General features: G+C 61.7%; 15 protein-coding genes. 13 read left to right on the top strand and 2 right to left on the bottom strand.

Annotated features, from left to right (window positions below; translation table 11 throughout):
* Window positions 1–75 precede the first annotated feature (75 nt).
* From JI748_RS08210 to JI748_RS08185, 7 genes are all read left to right on the top strand, one after another.
* Window positions 76–858: a GntR family transcriptional regulator gene (locus JI748_RS08210; protein WP_201636727.1), complete on the top strand. Its 783-nt coding sequence runs from the start codon at window positions 76–78 to the stop codon at window positions 856–858.
* A gap of 14 nt (window positions 859–872) precedes the next feature.
* The gene (locus JI748_RS08205; RefSeq protein ID WP_201637142.1) at window positions 873–1,883 is read left to right on the top strand and encodes an SIS domain-containing protein; all 1,011 of its coding nucleotides are present in this window, start codon (window positions 873–875) and stop codon (window positions 1,881–1,883) included.
* On the top strand, window positions 1,880–3,037 hold the full coding sequence (gene nagA, locus JI748_RS08200; protein ID WP_201636725.1) for an N-acetylglucosamine-6-phosphate deacetylase: 1,158 nt from the start codon (window positions 1,880–1,882) through the stop codon (window positions 3,035–3,037). The genes JI748_RS08205 and nagA overlap by 4 nt, the downstream gene beginning before the upstream one ends.
* Window positions 3,038–3,416: 379 nt before the next feature.
* A complete protein-coding gene (locus JI748_RS08195; protein ID WP_201636723.1) occupies window positions 3,417–4,892 on the top strand; it encodes a porin family protein in 1,476 nt (491 codons plus the stop codon).
* Window positions 4,893–5,049: 157 nt separating this feature from the next.
* Entirely contained in the window at window positions 5,050–7,545 is a 2,496-nt protein-coding gene (locus JI748_RS08190) for an OmpA family protein (protein ID WP_201636721.1), read from the top strand.
* Between the two features lie 10 nt (window positions 7,546–7,555).
* Window positions 7,556–7,687: a hypothetical protein gene (locus tag JI748_RS17500; RefSeq protein WP_267911611.1), complete on the top strand. Its 132-nt coding sequence runs from the start codon at window positions 7,556–7,558 to the stop codon at window positions 7,685–7,687.
* Between the two features lie 32 nt (window positions 7,688–7,719).
* Complete coding sequence (locus JI748_RS08185; protein ID WP_201636718.1) at window positions 7,720–8,187, top strand: hypothetical protein; 468 nt, start codon at window positions 7,720–7,722, stop codon at window positions 8,185–8,187.
* Here JI748_RS08185 and JI748_RS08180 read toward each other — a convergent pair.
* On the bottom strand, window positions 8,184–9,137 hold the full coding sequence (locus JI748_RS08180; protein ID WP_201636716.1) for an alpha/beta fold hydrolase: 954 nt from the start codon (window positions 9,135–9,137) through the stop codon (window positions 8,184–8,186). The genes JI748_RS08185 and JI748_RS08180 overlap by 4 nt on opposite strands.
* Window positions 9,138–9,304: 167 nt before the next feature.
* Here JI748_RS08180 and dapA point away from each other — a divergent pair, with 167 nt between their 5' ends.
* Together dapA and smpB are read left to right on the top strand one after the other, a co-directional pair.
* Complete coding sequence (gene dapA / locus JI748_RS08175) at window positions 9,305–10,180, top strand: 4-hydroxy-tetrahydrodipicolinate synthase (RefSeq protein WP_201636714.1); 876 nt, start codon at window positions 9,305–9,307, stop codon at window positions 10,178–10,180.
* 5 nt (window positions 10,181–10,185) lie between these two features.
* Entirely contained in the window at window positions 10,186–10,686 is a 501-nt protein-coding gene (gene smpB, locus JI748_RS08170; RefSeq protein ID WP_201636712.1) for an SsrA-binding protein SmpB, read from the top strand.
* Window positions 10,687–10,803: 117 nt separating this feature from the next.
* On the opposite strand, the gene JI748_RS08165 is transcribed toward smpB, so the two are convergent.
* Window positions 10,804–11,358 (bottom strand): LabA-like NYN domain-containing protein, encoded by a 555-nt coding sequence (locus JI748_RS08165; protein ID WP_201636710.1) that lies wholly within the window; start codon window positions 11,356–11,358, stop codon window positions 10,804–10,806.
* A 193-nt stretch (window positions 11,359–11,551) separates the two neighbouring features.
* Between JI748_RS08165 and rpoZ the strand changes: the two genes are divergently transcribed.
* The 4 genes from rpoZ (at window position 11,552) to acpS (ending at window position 15,525) form a co-directional block, all read left to right on the top strand.
* Entirely contained in the window at window positions 11,552–11,920 is a 369-nt protein-coding gene (rpoZ, locus tag JI748_RS08160; RefSeq protein WP_201636708.1) for a DNA-directed RNA polymerase subunit omega, read from the top strand.
* A 177-nt stretch (window positions 11,921–12,097) separates the two neighbouring features.
* A complete protein-coding gene (locus JI748_RS08155) occupies window positions 12,098–14,377 on the top strand; it encodes a RelA/SpoT family protein (protein WP_201636706.1) in 2,280 nt (759 codons plus the stop codon).
* On the top strand, window positions 14,370–14,960 hold the full coding sequence (pyrE, locus tag JI748_RS08150; RefSeq protein ID WP_201636704.1) for an orotate phosphoribosyltransferase: 591 nt from the start codon (window positions 14,370–14,372) through the stop codon (window positions 14,958–14,960). The genes JI748_RS08155 and pyrE overlap by 8 nt, the downstream gene beginning before the upstream one ends.
* Before the next feature lie 142 nt (window positions 14,961–15,102).
* Window positions 15,103–15,525 carry a holo-ACP synthase gene (gene acpS / locus JI748_RS08145; protein WP_201636702.1) on the top strand — a complete coding sequence of 141 codons (423 nt, stop codon included), beginning with the start codon at window positions 15,103–15,105 and terminating at the stop codon, window positions 15,523–15,525.
* The last annotated feature ends 19 nt before the right edge of the window (window positions 15,526–15,544 follow it).

The following is a 15,544-nucleotide window of genomic DNA, read 5'->3' as shown; positions in this document are numbered from 1 at the left end:
GGGGCTTGGTGAATGGTATTTTATTGGTATTATACGCCCAGAACGGGTTAGCCGTGATCCTTGGGGGAGGCCAACGTGGAGCAAATCGGCGGGATTTTCGGCGATGGCCCCGTTGTCTTACCCGTTGGCGGACCGCTTTATCTCCAGCTCAAACGCTGGATAGAAGATGCCATAAGGCGCGGCACGATCAACCCCGGTGACGCCCTTCCTTCCGAGCGTGACCTGGCCATTCGCGCCGATGTCTCCCGGGTAACCGTCCGCAAGGCCGTGCAACATCTGGTGCAGGATGGGATACTGGTGCAGCGGCACGGCTCGGGGACTTTTGTCGCTCCTCAGACGCAGCGCGTCGAACAGTCCTTGTCGCAGCTGACCTCCTTCACCGAAGACATGGCCCGTCGCGGGATGGCGGTGCGTGCCGAATGGCTCGACCGCGGCCTTTATGTGCCGTCGCCCGAGGAAACCATGATCCTTGGGCTCGGCGCCGGCGAACAGGTGGCACGCGTTTCACGCCTGCGCTTGACCGGCGACATGCCGCTCGCCATCGAGCGGGCCAGCCTTTCGGCCACAGTCCTTCCCGAGCCCGCGACCATCGGCCCCTCGCTCTACAAATACCTGGAACGCTTCGGCTCTCGACCGGTGCGCGCCATCCAGCGCATCCGCGCCGCCAATATCGGCGAGGACGATGCGCATCTCTTGCAGGTGGCGACCGGCTCGGCCGGCCTTCACATCGAGCGCGTTTCCTACCTTCCGAGTGGCCGCGTCATCGAATTCACCCGCTCCATTTATCGGGGCGATACTTATGATTTCGTCGCCGAGCTGCGCTTGGGCGACGTCACGAACGGAGCCGCCAAGCCGTGACCGACACCACCTTCATGCGCCAGGAAGTAGACCAGATCCCCGGCGTGGTCGCGACCTTCCTTCAAGCCTCCGCACCCATGCTGGACGAGGCAGCGGCACGGCTTCGTCGCGAGGACCCTGCATTGGTGGTCACTGTGGCGCGCGGCTCCTCCGATCATGCGTCGGCCTATCTCAAATATGCCATCGAGCTGAAGCTGGGGCTGCCGGTCGCTTCGGTTGGACCATCGATCGCCTCGATTTATGGGCGTGACCTCAAGCTGGATCGCACCGTCGCCATTGCCGTGTCGCAATCGGGAAAGAGCCCCGACATCGTCGGCATGGCGCAATCGGCTAAGCGCTCCGGCGCCACAACCATCGCCATCACCAACACGCCTGGATCGCCTCTGGCTGATGCCAGCGACTTCACCGTCGACCTCCACGCCGGTGTTGAAAAAAGCGTTGCCGCCACCAAGACCTTTGTCGCTTCGGTTGTCGCCGGGCTGGCGCTTCTGGCGCGCTGGAGCAATGACGCTGAGCTCAAGGCCGCTGTCGATGCGCTGCCTGAAAGCCTCGCTCAAGCCGTTGCTTGCGACTGGTCGGAAATGATCGGAGCACTAGACGGGCATTCGGCACTTTACGTGCTGGGCCGCGGTCCGGGCTTCGCCATCGCCAATGAAGCCGCCCTCAAGTTCAAGGAAACCTGCGGCATCCAGGGCGAGTCCTATAGCGCCGCCGAAGTGATGCATGGGCCGGTGTCCATCGTCACCCCCGGCTACCCGGTGCTCGGCCTCGCGGCTCGTGATGCCGCAGAGGCATCGGTTGCCGACATGGCACACAAGCTGGCCGGGCAAGGCGCCCGTGCCTTCCTCACCAGCGACCGTCCAGGTCCGGCATCACGCCTGCCCTTTGCGGCGACGGGCCATCCGATCACCGATCCGCTGTCGCTGATCGTTTCCTTTTACGGCTTTGTGGAAGCGCTGGCGCGCCATCGCGGTCTCAACCCCGACCAGCCGCCCATGCTGCGCAAGGTGACGGAAACGGTATGAGCGACCTTCTGGCGATCGCCGGAGCCCGGATCTTCGACGGCTGGGATTGGCATGACAACGCCGCGCTGCTTGTGGAAATGGGCCACGTGGCGGCAATCGTCGCGATGGACGCTGTTCCTACCGGCGCCAAAATCGTGATGCTCGATGGTGGCATGGTGGTTCCCGGTTTCATCGATCTTCAGGTCAATGGGGGCGGGGGCGTCCTGTTCAACAACGCGCCGACGCTTGAAAGCATCCGCACCATCTGCGCCGCGCACGCCCAGTTCGGCACCACGGCGCTGTTGCCGACGCTGATCACCGATACGCCCGCCATCAACGACGCAGCCATCGCCGCCGGCATCGCAGCGGCCGAAGCGCAGGTGCCCGGCTTTATCGGTCTTCACCTCGAAGGCCCGCACCTGTCGCTGGCGCGAAAAGGGACGCACGATCCGGCGCTGATCCGCCCGATGGACGAAACTGACCTGCAGCGTCTACAGGCGGCCGCTTCGGCCTTGCCGAACCTTCTTTGCACCATTGCCGCCGAAACAGTCGGTCCCGATCAAATCCGCGCACTGGTTGCAGCAGGAGCGGTAGTCAGCATCGGCCATTCCGACGCTGACTTCAGGACCGCCAACCTCGCATTCGACGCTGGCGCCTCCATTGCGACGCACCTCTTCAATGCCATGAGCCAACTGGGCAATCGCGAACCCGGCATCGTCGGCGCGGTGCTCGGGCGCGAAACTGTCTCTGCGGGCCTCATCGCCGACGGCATTCATGTTCATGCCGCTACGATCGCTGCCGCGCTGCGAGCCAAGCAGGGCAAGGCCAAGATTTTCCTCGTAACCGACGCCATGTCGCAGACCGGCACCGATCTGACGAGCTTTGAACTCAATGGCCGCACGATCACCCGCGCCCACGGAGCGTTGCGGCTTGCGGACGGGACACTGGCCGGCGCCGACCTCGACATGATCGATGCGGTCAACTTCATGATCGATGTCGTTGGCCTCGCGCCCGACGAAGCTTTCAGGATGGCATCGCTCTACCCGGCAGAAGCTTTGGGGATCGACAGCACCTACGGACATCTGCGCAGTTCGGCCTTGGCCAGTTTCGTGCACCTGGATGAAAGCTGTAGCGTCAAAGAGACCTGGATCGCCGGTGAGAAAGTCTGGCGCTAGCGGCCGGCCGTAGTCCACGCCCGCAATAAAACCACATCTCCGCCATGAAGACACGATGCTGCGAGACAGCTTTTCGCTTGTTCCGAAAGCTTGGAAGCACTTGGCTTTAGCGCTTTGTTCAAGCTTCTTAACAGGAGGTTACGATCTGTGTGCTGAATCTGCAACAAGCGCTCCGCAAGGAGATTGTGACGGGCCCAAAACAGCATTGCCGCGATTGCGTCCAAGTTTTCCATGCGTAGAGTGGGTCTTGCGAATCCATGCATGGGATCGTTTGTCGGTCGCAACGCGACGGCAACACACTGCACCACGATAGTGTGGTCGCGTTTCGACAAACTGCTGGGTAACCGGCGCAAAAATGACTGACTTTGGAGGTCACCTAATGAAACTCAAGAGCCTTATCCTTGGTTCTGTCGCCGCTGCCGGTCTCTCGACCGCTGGCTACGCTGCCGATCTCGGCGTTCTGACTTCGCTCGACGTTTGCGACTCGCTCGGCATCTCGGGCCTGACCCTTTCGTCCTCCGACAACTGCCTGCAGATCACCGGCGGCGTGTCGTATGAATTCGTCTGGGGCGACTACCGCACCGAAGCTGCTGTTGCTCGTACCTTCGACGGCAATCGTGTGGTTCCGGTTGGTGAAGCTGGTCCGGATTGGTCTTCCAAGGTTGAAGCCTGGCTGCAGGCTGTTGGCACCGCTTCGAGCGATTTCGGTCGTGCAAGCGCAACCATCCGACTCAAGGAAATCGATCAGACGCGTTTCTCCGGTTTGGCTTCCACTGGTCTGACCAATGACGCTGGTCTGGATGGTGACGACACTGGCGGCGTGATCATTGATCAGGCGTTCGTTCAGGTTGGTGACACCACCACCATCATGGCCGGTAAGAAGGCTTCGATTGCCGACTTGGGCGACGATGCTCCGTTCAACTCGTTCCTTGGTCTGTTCAATTCCGATGCCATCGACGGCAAGGGCGTTGGCATTGATGGCGACACCACCTATCTCGGTGGTCACGTTATCCAGGTTGTTTCGGAAGTTGCCGACGGTTTCAAGGTTGGCGTTGCTGTCGAAAACCTTAACGGTAACAGCGACTACGACCGTCTCACTGGTGGCGATCTCGCTTCCAATGCGCCCTATACCCATGGTTCGCTCGTTGGTGTTGTCTCGTATGCTGGCGAAGGCGTAACTGCTCACGTCACCGGCGCTGCCCTCGGCATTCTCGATGGTACAGTTGAATCCTGGTTTGTGCACGCTGGCGCAACCGGTTCGTTCGACGCCTTCAAGATCCGCGCTGCTGTTGCCTACTGGGACAACTTCAAGTTCAACAGCCAGCGCACGGCAGATCTCACCGACAACCAGAACGTCCTGAACGCTCTGATCTCGGCTGAAGGTTCGTTTGACCTGTTCACGCTGTCGGCTTCGGCTGAAGTTGCAAATGTCGACCGCTACTCGGCTGTCGACTACACCGACTATGGCTTCGGCGGTCAGGTTGGCTTCGCTGTCACTGAAGGTGTTTCGCTGAACCTCGGCGCTCGTTACTTCCGTGATGATCTTCTCGATGAAGACACCACGCAGGTTGCTGTTCAGCTCGTCGCTGCTGTGACCGAAACCATCAAGGTTACCGGTGAACTCGGTGGCTACTTCGGTTCGGCCATTGCCAACAACACTCGTGCTTCGACCGCTGGTGTTCCGACCGGTACCCCGGCTGCTAATGCTCCTGGCTTCCTCAACGACTCGGTCGGCTATGCTGCTGCCGAACTCGCTTGGGCTCCGGGTGGCAACTTCACTTCGTCGCTGCGCGGCGAAGCGAACACCGAAAACGCCTACAAGGTCACCTTCAAGGCCGCCAAGGAATTCAAGTAATCCTTGATTACTGCTGAATTGGGAAAGGCCCGGCTCTGCCGGGCCTTTTCTTTTTGGGCTGCGGTGACAAGCCTATCAAGGCACAAGCCAATTCTCTTTGTCGCTGCGCGCAAATCATCTACCGTTCCCGAAGTTGCGGCTTTCCAGTGGATTCGGGATGATTAAGGACCTCCTTTTCTGGGTGGCGCCGGGTGTGCTGACAGTTGTCGGTGGCACGGGCGTGGCCATGTCGATGGCGACACCGGTCATGGTTGCAGACCTGGCCGCACAGGGCAGGGCACAACTGGATGCCTCCGGCGCCAAGTGGGCAAACGTCTCGGTCGTGGCTCGCGATCTGGTTCTCACCGGCACCACCGATACCGAACAAAAGCGTGAGGCGGCGGAACGGACCCTTGCTGCGATGCAGGGCGTAGGAGCGATCGAGAACGACATCGCTCTCGCTCCCCTCGCAACACCATTCAAACTTAAGGTAGCGGTTGAAGATGAGGCTCTAACCCTCTCGGGAAGTGTGCCCAGTGAGGCTGCGCGTCAAGACCTGCTGCAGCGTGTGAACGTTGCAGAAACGAAGCTCGAGGTTGGCGCCGGCTACCCCGATCTCAAGCACTGGTCCGAAGGCGTAAACTTCGCGCTTGCCCGGGCCGCCGACATGGAGAGCGGCGAGATCGAACTGTCCGACTTGGAGCTGACGGTAAAGGGACGCGCCAAATCCCAAGGCGCCTTCGGCGCATTGCAGATGGCGCTGGCGGACATCCCAGCCGGACTGTCGCTCAAGTCATCTACTGTCGAGCCGATGCAGGTGGCGCCCTATACGTGGACCGCTCGCTTCGACGGCGAGCGGATCGAGGTTGCCGGCTATGCGCCCGATCAGCAGACGATTGACCGCTTCAGAACAGCCGACCTTTCTAATGCGCCCCTCGCAACCGGGCTATCGCTGGCGTCGGGCGCCCCGGAGGGGTTTGCGGATCTAAGCCGCACATTGCTCGAACAGTTGGCGCAGCTGGAAGAGGGGGAGGCCAGCATTGTCGATGGTACCAGCCGCCTGAGCGGCAGGCCTGCTACCGTCGAAATCGCCCAGGCGGTGAACAACGGGCTTTCCGGCACTGGATCGATCGTCACGCTGGAGCCACCTCCGGTTTCTGACTATTGGGTGAGTGTGACCCGTCAATCCGGCGGGGTTCTGGTCTTTGACGGGTTTGTCCCAAATGAGGCGACGCGCGAAGCCCTGGCGGAAACCGAGGGCGCCGACGTCAATTTCCTCAAGCTCGGCGGCGGTGCGCCGGCAAGCTACCAGGCCGGCCTCGATTTCGCATTGTCGCTCCTGACCCACATGTCGGAAGGACGTGTTGCGCTTTCCGGGGAAGTTCTGTCGGTCACCGGCATTGCGCAATCCCCCACCGACTACGGCACGCTGCGCACGCTCGTTGCGACCCGTCTGCCCCAAGGGATCACAGCGGGCTCGATCGAGGTCGCAGCGCCTCGCGCTGCCCGCTACGAGTTTTCCGCAAGTCGTCAAGAAGACGGCATCACCACCCTGGCTGGTATGTTGCCGAGCCCGGAGATCGAGCAACAGCTCGTGACCGTCGCGGGGACAAAGACGTCCTCTGAGGTGAGTTATGCATCCGGCGAGCCGAACAACTTCGTCACCGCTGCCAGGCAGGCGATCGCGTTCTTGCCCTGGCTGGAAGAAGGCGCCGTGCGCTTTGACGGCACCAACTGGACTGTGGAAGGCGTTCCCAGCTCCACGATTGATCGTGGCGCGATCCAGACCGAGTTTGCCGTCAATGGCTTGGCGCAAGCTGGTTGGTCGCTTGACCTGACGGAAGCGGGCCCTGTCGCCCAGCCTGTCTCGCCCTATATCTGGTCGGCCGAGCGCCTTCGAGACGGCAGTTTCCTGTTCACCGGCAATGTACCGGCAGGGTCGCTGCGCGACTATCTTGCTGTTCACGTCGAGACACGAGTGACCGACACAACGAAAGTCTCTCCCGGCGCCCCCGATGGGTTCGCTGCGAAGGTGCGGGGCGCCGTCGATGCGCTGCTCGAACTTGAGCAAGGTACGGCACTGTTCGACGGTGAGAACTGGACAGTGACCGGAACTGCTGAAAATGACGAAAGGCGTGCAGCCAGCTTGGCGCTGCTCACTGCAGCCCTCGACCTCGACGCCAGCGGGTCGATCTCGGCACCAGAGCCACAAGTTGTAGCCGAGCCGAAACCGGCGGCTGATCAGCAGCCTGATGAGCCTCAGGAAGCGCCCGCCGCTGCAACCACATCACCAGAACTCCTCGCGCAATGCCGCGAGCAGGTTGCGACGCTTTCTGCCCACAATGCCATCCTGTTCCAGTCCGGCGCTGCCATCATTGCCTCAAGCGCTGCGCCCGAGCTGGATGCCTTTGCGCAAGCGCTGGCGATTTGCCCTAATACTTCCATCTATGTCGAAGGACACACCGACAGCGACGGCGACGAGCGGAAGAACCTGGCGCTCTCGGTTGCGCGCGCCGAGGCGGTGGTCGCCGCCCTGATCGAGCGCGGTGTTGCGGCCGAACGGCTCTACGCTGTCGGCTATGGTGAATCCCAGCCAGTCGCCGGCAACGACACCCCTGACGGCAAGCGGCAGAACCGCCGCATCGTCGTCAGCGTTCAGGACGAGAACAACTAGGCGAGGCGCCATGGCTTGGTGGCCGACCCTGACATTCCTGGTCTTCTACTATTGGCCATACCTTGTGATCGCCTCCCTGATCGGCCTGGCCGTCGGCTGGTTCAGCCTGTCGCCCGCTGAGAAGTCAGGCACGCCGAAATGATCCCGCTAGGCCACGTGGTTGAAGTTGGTTTCTTGATCCTCGGCGCCTATCTGACCGGTTGCGTGGCCGGCTATGCTTCCCGCCTTGCGCTCCGCCGCCTGCTCTCTCCTCGGCAGGTGCAAGTCGAGGCTTCTCAAGCGCTTGTCGCCGAGCCAACAAAGTCCGCAGCACGCCGACTGGCGCGAGTGGGCGCTGATCAGGCGCCGCAGTTGCCGCTGGTCGTTGCTTCCTCGTCCACCACGATCCGGCGTCCACCAGAACTTCCAGCACCACGCAGCAACAAGCCGGATAACCTTAGGCTAATCAAAGGCATCGGAGCGAAAACGGAATCAGCACTGCAGGATTTGGGCATCTACCATTTTGACCAGATCGCCGCATGGCAGCCGGCCCATGTCGCCTGGCTCGAGGGTCGCATCGCCATCAAGGGGCGGATCGGGCGCGAACAGTGGATCGAGCAGGCAACGCTTCTTGCCACCGCACCACGTTCCAACGCCGCCTAGGCTGCCAGCTCTGCCTGTTTCGCACTTGCCTCGACCATGAAGCGAGTGACAGCCTCGACGTCTTCCATTTCGTCGAACAGGGCAGGGGAGCCTTGCCCCATAATGGTGAGCGCCACCGCGTCGGGTCGGCGCCGCACCATTTCCTCAAAAGTCTCGCGCCGCACCTGATCGGTCAGTTGCGTGCGCAGCAACAGGAGCGGGGCGCAGGTCAGCGCGTCAAAGAGCGGCCATTGCGGCGTCAGTACATCATCGAAGCTGAAATCCTTGAGCCGCTCTATAAGTTTATTGTCGAACAGGGGCCGCGCCCGCCCGCGCTTGTCGAACCAGTGGCTGCGCAGCGCCAGCGGCGGCAACAGGTTTTCCGGCAATCCAGGATAGGTCCCCGCCAGGATCTTGTTGAACCCGGCCGAAACCGTCTTGCCGCCGCGAAGGCCATGGATATGCGCGAGATTGTTGCGCAGCCGCACGATGGAGCGCGAATCCGTCACTGGACCGGCGTCGAGCAGGATCGTACCGCCGACCAGCAGCGGATGTTCCGCAGCGAGCGCCATGGCGACCTGCCCGCCATGCCCCTGGCCGAGGATGATCGCCTTGCCAATCCCCAGCGCCATCAACGTGTCGGCCAGGTCATGCGCATCGGCGAGCGAGCCATAGTCCGAACCCTTTGCGCGGTCATCGGAGCGGCCCCGGCCGCCAAGATCGATCAGCACCAGCGGCCAGTCTCCCTGTCCGATCCGCGGCAGGTATCCCGCCAAGCCCGTAAAGTCGGACATGTTGCGGTTGTAACCCGCAACGCAGACCAGCGGCATGCGCCCGTCGCCGAACTGCCCCCGGCGGTGCACGGCTATGCGCGTGCGGGCGTCACGCATGGTGATCAGCTCGATGGGCAGCGTGGCAAAGGCTGGGTGATCGGGGGGAACGGTGCGGCTGGATTTGAAGACGGAGGGCATAGGCTCGGTTTACCCGTGCGTGGCCCCGGCTCACAAGCCGTTTCGCTCACCTTGTGACGAAGCACGGTTGAAAGTATGGTGCCCCCGTCCTGCGCCGACCGGCCAGGATCTATCCTGTCATGCAATATGCCGGCGCAAAGCCGGGTCTATCCGAGGAATACCGACAAATGCTGCGAGGTTCGATTACGGCGCTCATCACCCCCATGCGCGACGGGGCCGTGGATGAGAAAGCCTTCGCCAGCTTTGTCGATTGGCAGATCGCCGAGGGAACGCATGGTCTGGTGCCGGTGGGTACGACGGGCGAAAGCCCTACCGTCAGTCACGAGGAGCATCATCGCGTCGTCGAGATTTGCATCGAGGTTGCCAATGGCCGCGTGCCGGTAATCGCCGGAGCGGGATCGAACTCGACGGCCGAGGCCATTTCCCTTGCGCAACACGCCGAAAAGTCAGGCGCCGATGCCGTGCTCTCGGTCGTGCCTTATTACAACAAGCCGACCCAGGAAGGCCTGTTCCAGCACTTCTCCGCCGTTGCCAAGTCGGTCGGCATCCCGGTGATCCTGTATTCGGTGCCGGGCCGTACCGTCGCTGATCTCACCGTCGACACCATCGCCCGCCTCCACGAGGCGCATGGCAACATCATCGGCGTCAAGGATGCGACCGCCGATCTCGGTCGCGCCAGCTTGCAGCGGGCCAAGCTCGGCAAGGATTTTATCCTGCTTTCCGGTGAGGATATTACCGCGCTCGGCTTTAACGCTCATGGCGGCAATGGCTGTATCTCTGTGACGTCCAACGTCGCGCCCAAGCTCTGCTCGCAGATGCAGGAACTTTCGCTGACCGGCGACTTCAAGGGTGCCCTGGCGATCCAGGACAAGCTCGTTTACCTGCACAAGAACATCTTCATCGAGCCGAGCCCGGCTCCGGCCAAGTATGGCGCCAGCAAGCTTGGCCTTTGCGCCAACGAGCTGCGCCTGCCGTTGGTGCCTGCTACCAAGGGCGCCGAAGATGCTATGGACTTTGCAATGCGCCACGCCGGTCTTATCTAAGACCCATGGCCACACTAAAAAACGACAAAGCAAAAAACGGATGGATCAGCCACGGCCTCGTGGCTGAAAACCGCCGCGCGCGTTTCGACTACGAAATCGGCGACACGCTTGAGGCCGGCATCGTCCTGACCGGCACCGAGGTCAAATCCCTTCGCATGGGCAAGGCCCAGATTGCCGAGGCCTATGCCTCGCCCGAAAGGGGCGAGCTGTGGCTGATCAATGCGCATATCCCAGAATACCTTCAGGCCAATCGCTTCAACCACGAAGAAAAGCGCCCGCGCAAACTTCTTGTCAGCAAGAAGCAGCTGGCCAAGCTCGATCAGGAAGTCGCCCGCGCCGGCAACACCATCGTGCCGCTAAAGCTGTTCTTCAACGACCAGGGCCGCGCCAAGCTTCTTATTGGTCTGGGCAAGGGCAAAAAGAATTTCGACAAGCGCGCCACCAGCCGTGAGCGCGACTGGAACCGCGACAAGGCGCGGATTATGAAAGAGGGTGGACGGGGGTAGGGGCTCTAAATGAGACCTCATCCTGAGCCTGTCGATGGACGAGGTCGGGCCCTCGGTGGCTGCGACCTCGTGGTTCGACAAGCTCACCATAAGGTCTTGGAAGCCAGGGCCAGTGCCTTAAGCCTCGACCGGCTGCCGCACCACCTGCGGTCTCCCCGCCGTCTTCGCCAGATCAGCCACATCCATGAAGAAATCCGCCTGCCGCCGCAGGTCGTCGGAGATCATCGGCGTCGAGGTCGTGAGCGTCGAGACAACCGTGACTCGCTTGCCCTTGCGCTGCATGGCAGCAACGAGGGCGGTGAAGTCGCCATCGCCCGAAAACAGCACCATGTGATCGAAATAGGGGGATTGCTCGAGCGCGTCGACGGCGAGCTCGATGTCCATGTTGCCCTTGACCTTACGGCGGCCGGCAGCGTCGGTGAACTCCTTGGCCGGCTTGGTGACCACGGTGTAGCCGTTGTAGTCGAGCCAATCGATTAGTGGACGGATCGAGGAATATTCCTGGTCCTCGACCAGCGCCGTATAGTAATTCGCGCGCAGCATATAAGCCTTGCTGCTGAATTCGGCGAGCAGCTTTCGGTAATCGATGTCGATGCCGATCGCCTTGGATGTGGCGTAAAGATTGGCGCCATCGATAAAGAGCGCGATCTTCTCGCGCGGATCAATTGCCATGATGAAACCCCGAAGCGGAAAAAGCCCGCACAGACGCTGAAAACGGTTCATTGTCGAACTTAAGTTCGGATGTCGCATATTTGTTGTATTACGACAAGTCGCGTCATTCGCGCACTGATCGGCCGCAAACCTTGTCAAGCACGATCTCTTGGTGTAGTGGGGGCCTTCATCCCCATCCATTTTGGAGACGTTCGTGGCCCGCGTCACCGTTGAAGACTGCATTCAAAAGGTCGAAAACCGTTTTGACCTCGTCCTCATGGCCGCCCATCGCGCGCGCATGATTTCCTCTGGTGGCCAGATCACCGTCCCGCGCGACAACGACAAGAACCCCGTCGTTGCCTTGCGCGAAATCGGCGATGGCACCATTTCGCCGGAAGATCTGCGTGAAGACCTGATCCACTCGCTGCAGAAGTATGTGGAAGTCGACGAGCCGGAAAACACCGCCGCTCCGCTGATCGAAAGCGCCGGCGACGACGATTCGATCAACTTCGACACGATCAGCGAAGAAGAACTGCTGCGCGGCATCGAGAGCCTGGCTCCGCCGGAACGCCGCGATGACTAGACTGCGTCTTGCAAATCGCTCCGGTGGAGCGATTTGAGCAGGCTAGGCCATGAGAGCTGCGCTCGAATGGCCCAGGCGTGACGCAAGCTCGATATATATTCCACCCCGGTTCGCGCCGGGGTTTTCTTTTTCCGATCAAGCGCTAAGCTTAATGTCCAGAAGCGGCGGCTACCTTCCATGATGCGACAGTACGAGCTTGTCGAACGCGTTCAGGCCTATAACCCGAACGCCGACGAGAATTTGTTGAACAAGGCCTATGTCTACGCCATGCAAAAGCATGGCTCGCAAAAGCGCGCCTCCGGCGATCCCTATTTCAATCACCCGCTCGAAGTCGCCGCCATCCTCACCGAGCTCAAACTCGATGACGCCTCGATCGCCGTTGGCCTTTTGCACGACACGATCGAAGATACCGACGCGACCCGCTCCGAAATCGATCAGCTTTTTGGCGGCGAGATCGGCACCATCGTCGATGGCCTGACCAAGATCGAGCGGCTCAACCTCGTGAGCCGCGAGGAAGCGCAGGCCGAAAACCTGCGCAAGCTCCTGCTCGCCATCAGCCAGGACGTGCGGGTGCTGCTGGTCAAGCTCGCCGACCGCCTGCACAACATGCGCACGCTCCACTTCGTGCCGGTGGAAAAGCAGCGCCGCATCGCCCAGGAAACCATGGATATCTATGCCCCGCTTGCCGGGCGCATGGGTATGCAGGACATGCGCAACGAGCTCGAGGATCTAAGCTTCCGCATCCTCCAGCCCGAGCATTATCGCGCCATCACGGCGCGGCTCGAACAGCTGCAGCACGATTACAGCGAGACCATCGCGACGATCACCAACGAACTGACCGAGCGGCTGGCTCAAGAAGGCATCGCCACCAGCATCAAGGCGCGGGTCAAGTCGCCTTATTCGATCTTCTCCAAGATCGAGCGAAAGTCGATCGCTCTCGAACAGCTTTCCGACATGATCGGATTTCGTATCATCGTCGGCTCGCTGGCCCAGTGCTACCACACCCTGGGCATCATCCACACGCAGTGGAAAGTCGTGCCCGGACGCTTCAAGGACTATATTTCTGTCCCCAAGCACAACGACTATCAGTCGATCCATACCACGATCGTCGGACCCAGCCGCCAGCGCGTCGAGCTGCAGATCCGCACCGAGGAGATGGACCGGATCGCTGAATTCGGCATCGCCGCGCATGCGCTCTACAAGGACGGGGCCTCGGCCAACCTCGATCGCATCGAAACCGAATCGCAGGCCTATGGCTCCTTGCGGCAGACCATCAGCCACCTGACCTCGGGCATCGCCTCCGAAGATTTCCTCGAATACACCAAGCTCGAGCTTTTCCAGGATCAGGTCTTCTGCTTCACCCCGCGCGGCCGGCTGATCGCCCTTCCGCGCGGCGCGACGCCGATCGATTTCGCCTATGCGCTCCATACTGATATCGGTGACACCTGCGTCGGCGCCAAGATCAATGGCCTGATCCTGCCGCTCGTGACCCAGCTGCGTTCGGGCGACGAGGTCGAAATCCTCCGCGACCAGAACCATCGGCCGCCAAGCAACTGGATCGGCATCGCCGCCACTGGCAAGGCCCGCGCCGCCATCCGCCGCGCCGTGCGCCAGACGGCGACGCAGCGGGCCTTTGCGCTGGGTGAGCAGGTGCTCAACATGCTGCTCGAGCGCGAAGGCGTCATGCTCGACGACAGCGAGAGCAAGGCCTTGGCCGACGCGCTCGATCACCCCAACAAGCGCGACCTGATCATCGCCGTCGGCGAGGGCAAGATCGGCTCCGAGGTGCTCGGCAATGCGCTGGCCCAGGTCAAGGGTATCCGCAAGCGCCGTCGCAAGCTCGACCTGCCGGTCGCCGACACGGCCGACGGCTGGTTCGCCCTGCGCGCCACCGACCAGTTCCGGTTCCGCGTTCCCGGCGGACAAAAGGGTGGGCCCAAGGCCAAGGCGGCCCTGGCGCAGCTCGATTTCCACACTCCCGTGACGCTGTCGGGGGAGGGGGTCGTGCCGGGCGATCGCCTGGTCGGCATTCTTGAGCCCGACCGGCCGCTGACCGTCTTCCCGATCCATTCCGATGCCTTGATCGACATGCATGATGGCGATCTGGCCTGGGTCGACGTGCGCTGGAACATGGCCTCGGCCGACGACAAGCTCTACGCCACCGTGATTTCGATGGAATCGGTCAACAAGCCCGGCTCGCTGGCGCAGATTTCGTCAGCCATCGCCGCTTGCGACGCCAACATCAACAATCTGGTCATGCGCATGATTTCGCCGGACTTCCACCAGATGATCTTTGAAATCGAAGTGCGCGATCTTGCGCAGCTGACAGATGTCCTGCAAACGCTCAAGCGCAGCCCGGGCCTCTCCGCCGTCCAGCGCGCGGGCATTCGCGAAGCCTCGATGATTTCGACGCTCGAATGGGACGGCAGCGTCGATAGGAGTGCGCGCGGTGACTAAAGAGGAAGTGCTGGATATTTTCCGCCAATGCGGGGCGATGCTCGAGGGTCACTTCATCCTCTCCTCGGGCCTGCGCTCGCCGGTCTTCCTGCAGAAGGCCAAGGTTTTTCAATACGCCCAGCATACCGAAACCCTGTGCAAGGCCCTGGCCGAACGCATCCGCGCCGAAGTTCCCGGTGTCACCAAGGTCGTCTCACCAGCCATCGGCGGCATCATCCCCGGCTACGAAACCTCCCGGCATCTCGGCGTGCCGGCGCTCTACACCGAGCGCGTCGAAGGTCAGTTCGAGCTGCGCCGCGGCTTCGAGATCAGCCCCGACGACAAGGTCATCGTCGTTGAAGACATCGTCTCCACTGGCCTTTCCATCCGCGAATGCGTCGACGCCCTGCGCAAGATCGGCGCCAATGTCGTCGCCGCCGCCTGCCTAATCGACCGCTCGGGCGGCGAAGCCGATGTCGGCGTGCCGCTGATCTCGCTGATCGAGTTCAAGGTGCCGGCCTATGCAGCCGACCAGCTGCCACCAGAACTGGCCGCCATCCCCGCCGTCAAGCCCGGCAGCCGCGGTATTCAGGGGGTAAAGTGATGTGTGACTGGCACTGTGCCCACCCTTCTCCCCTTGCGGGAGAAGGTGCCCCGAAGGGGCGGATGAGGGGTGGGGATGGTTCAGCGGTCCCCTCATCCGTCGGCTGCGCCGCCACCTTCTCCCGCGAGGGGAGAAGGGAAGAATGATCATCGGCCTCGGCTCCGACCTCATTCAGATCCATCGCATCGAACAGACGCTCGCCAAATATGGCGAGCGTTTCACCCAGCGCTGCTTCACCGATATCGAGCAGCGTAAGTCCGACCGTCGTGCCCAGCGCGCGGCCTCCTACGCCAAGCGCTTTGCCGCCAAGGAAGCCTGCTCCAAGGCCCTAGGTACCGGCATATCCTGGGGTGTCTACTGGCGCGACATGGGCGTGGTCAACCTGCCCTCGGGCAAGCCGACCATGAAGTTGACCAATGGTGCGGCCAAAGCTTTGGCCCGCCTTGTTCCTGCCGGACACGAGGCCCATATCCACCTCACCATCACCGACGATGCCGGCCTCGCCCAGGCCTTCGTCATCATCGAAGCGCTGCCGGTAATTGACCAGACGGGCGCAAACGCCTAACGCTTCGGCACCGCGAGAA

Source organism: Devosia rhizoryzae (assembly GCF_016698665.1).
GTDB classification, from domain to species: domain Bacteria; phylum Pseudomonadota; class Alphaproteobacteria; order Rhizobiales; family Devosiaceae; genus Devosia; species Devosia rhizoryzae.
This window is presented reverse-complemented; position numbering and strand designations above follow the sequence as displayed.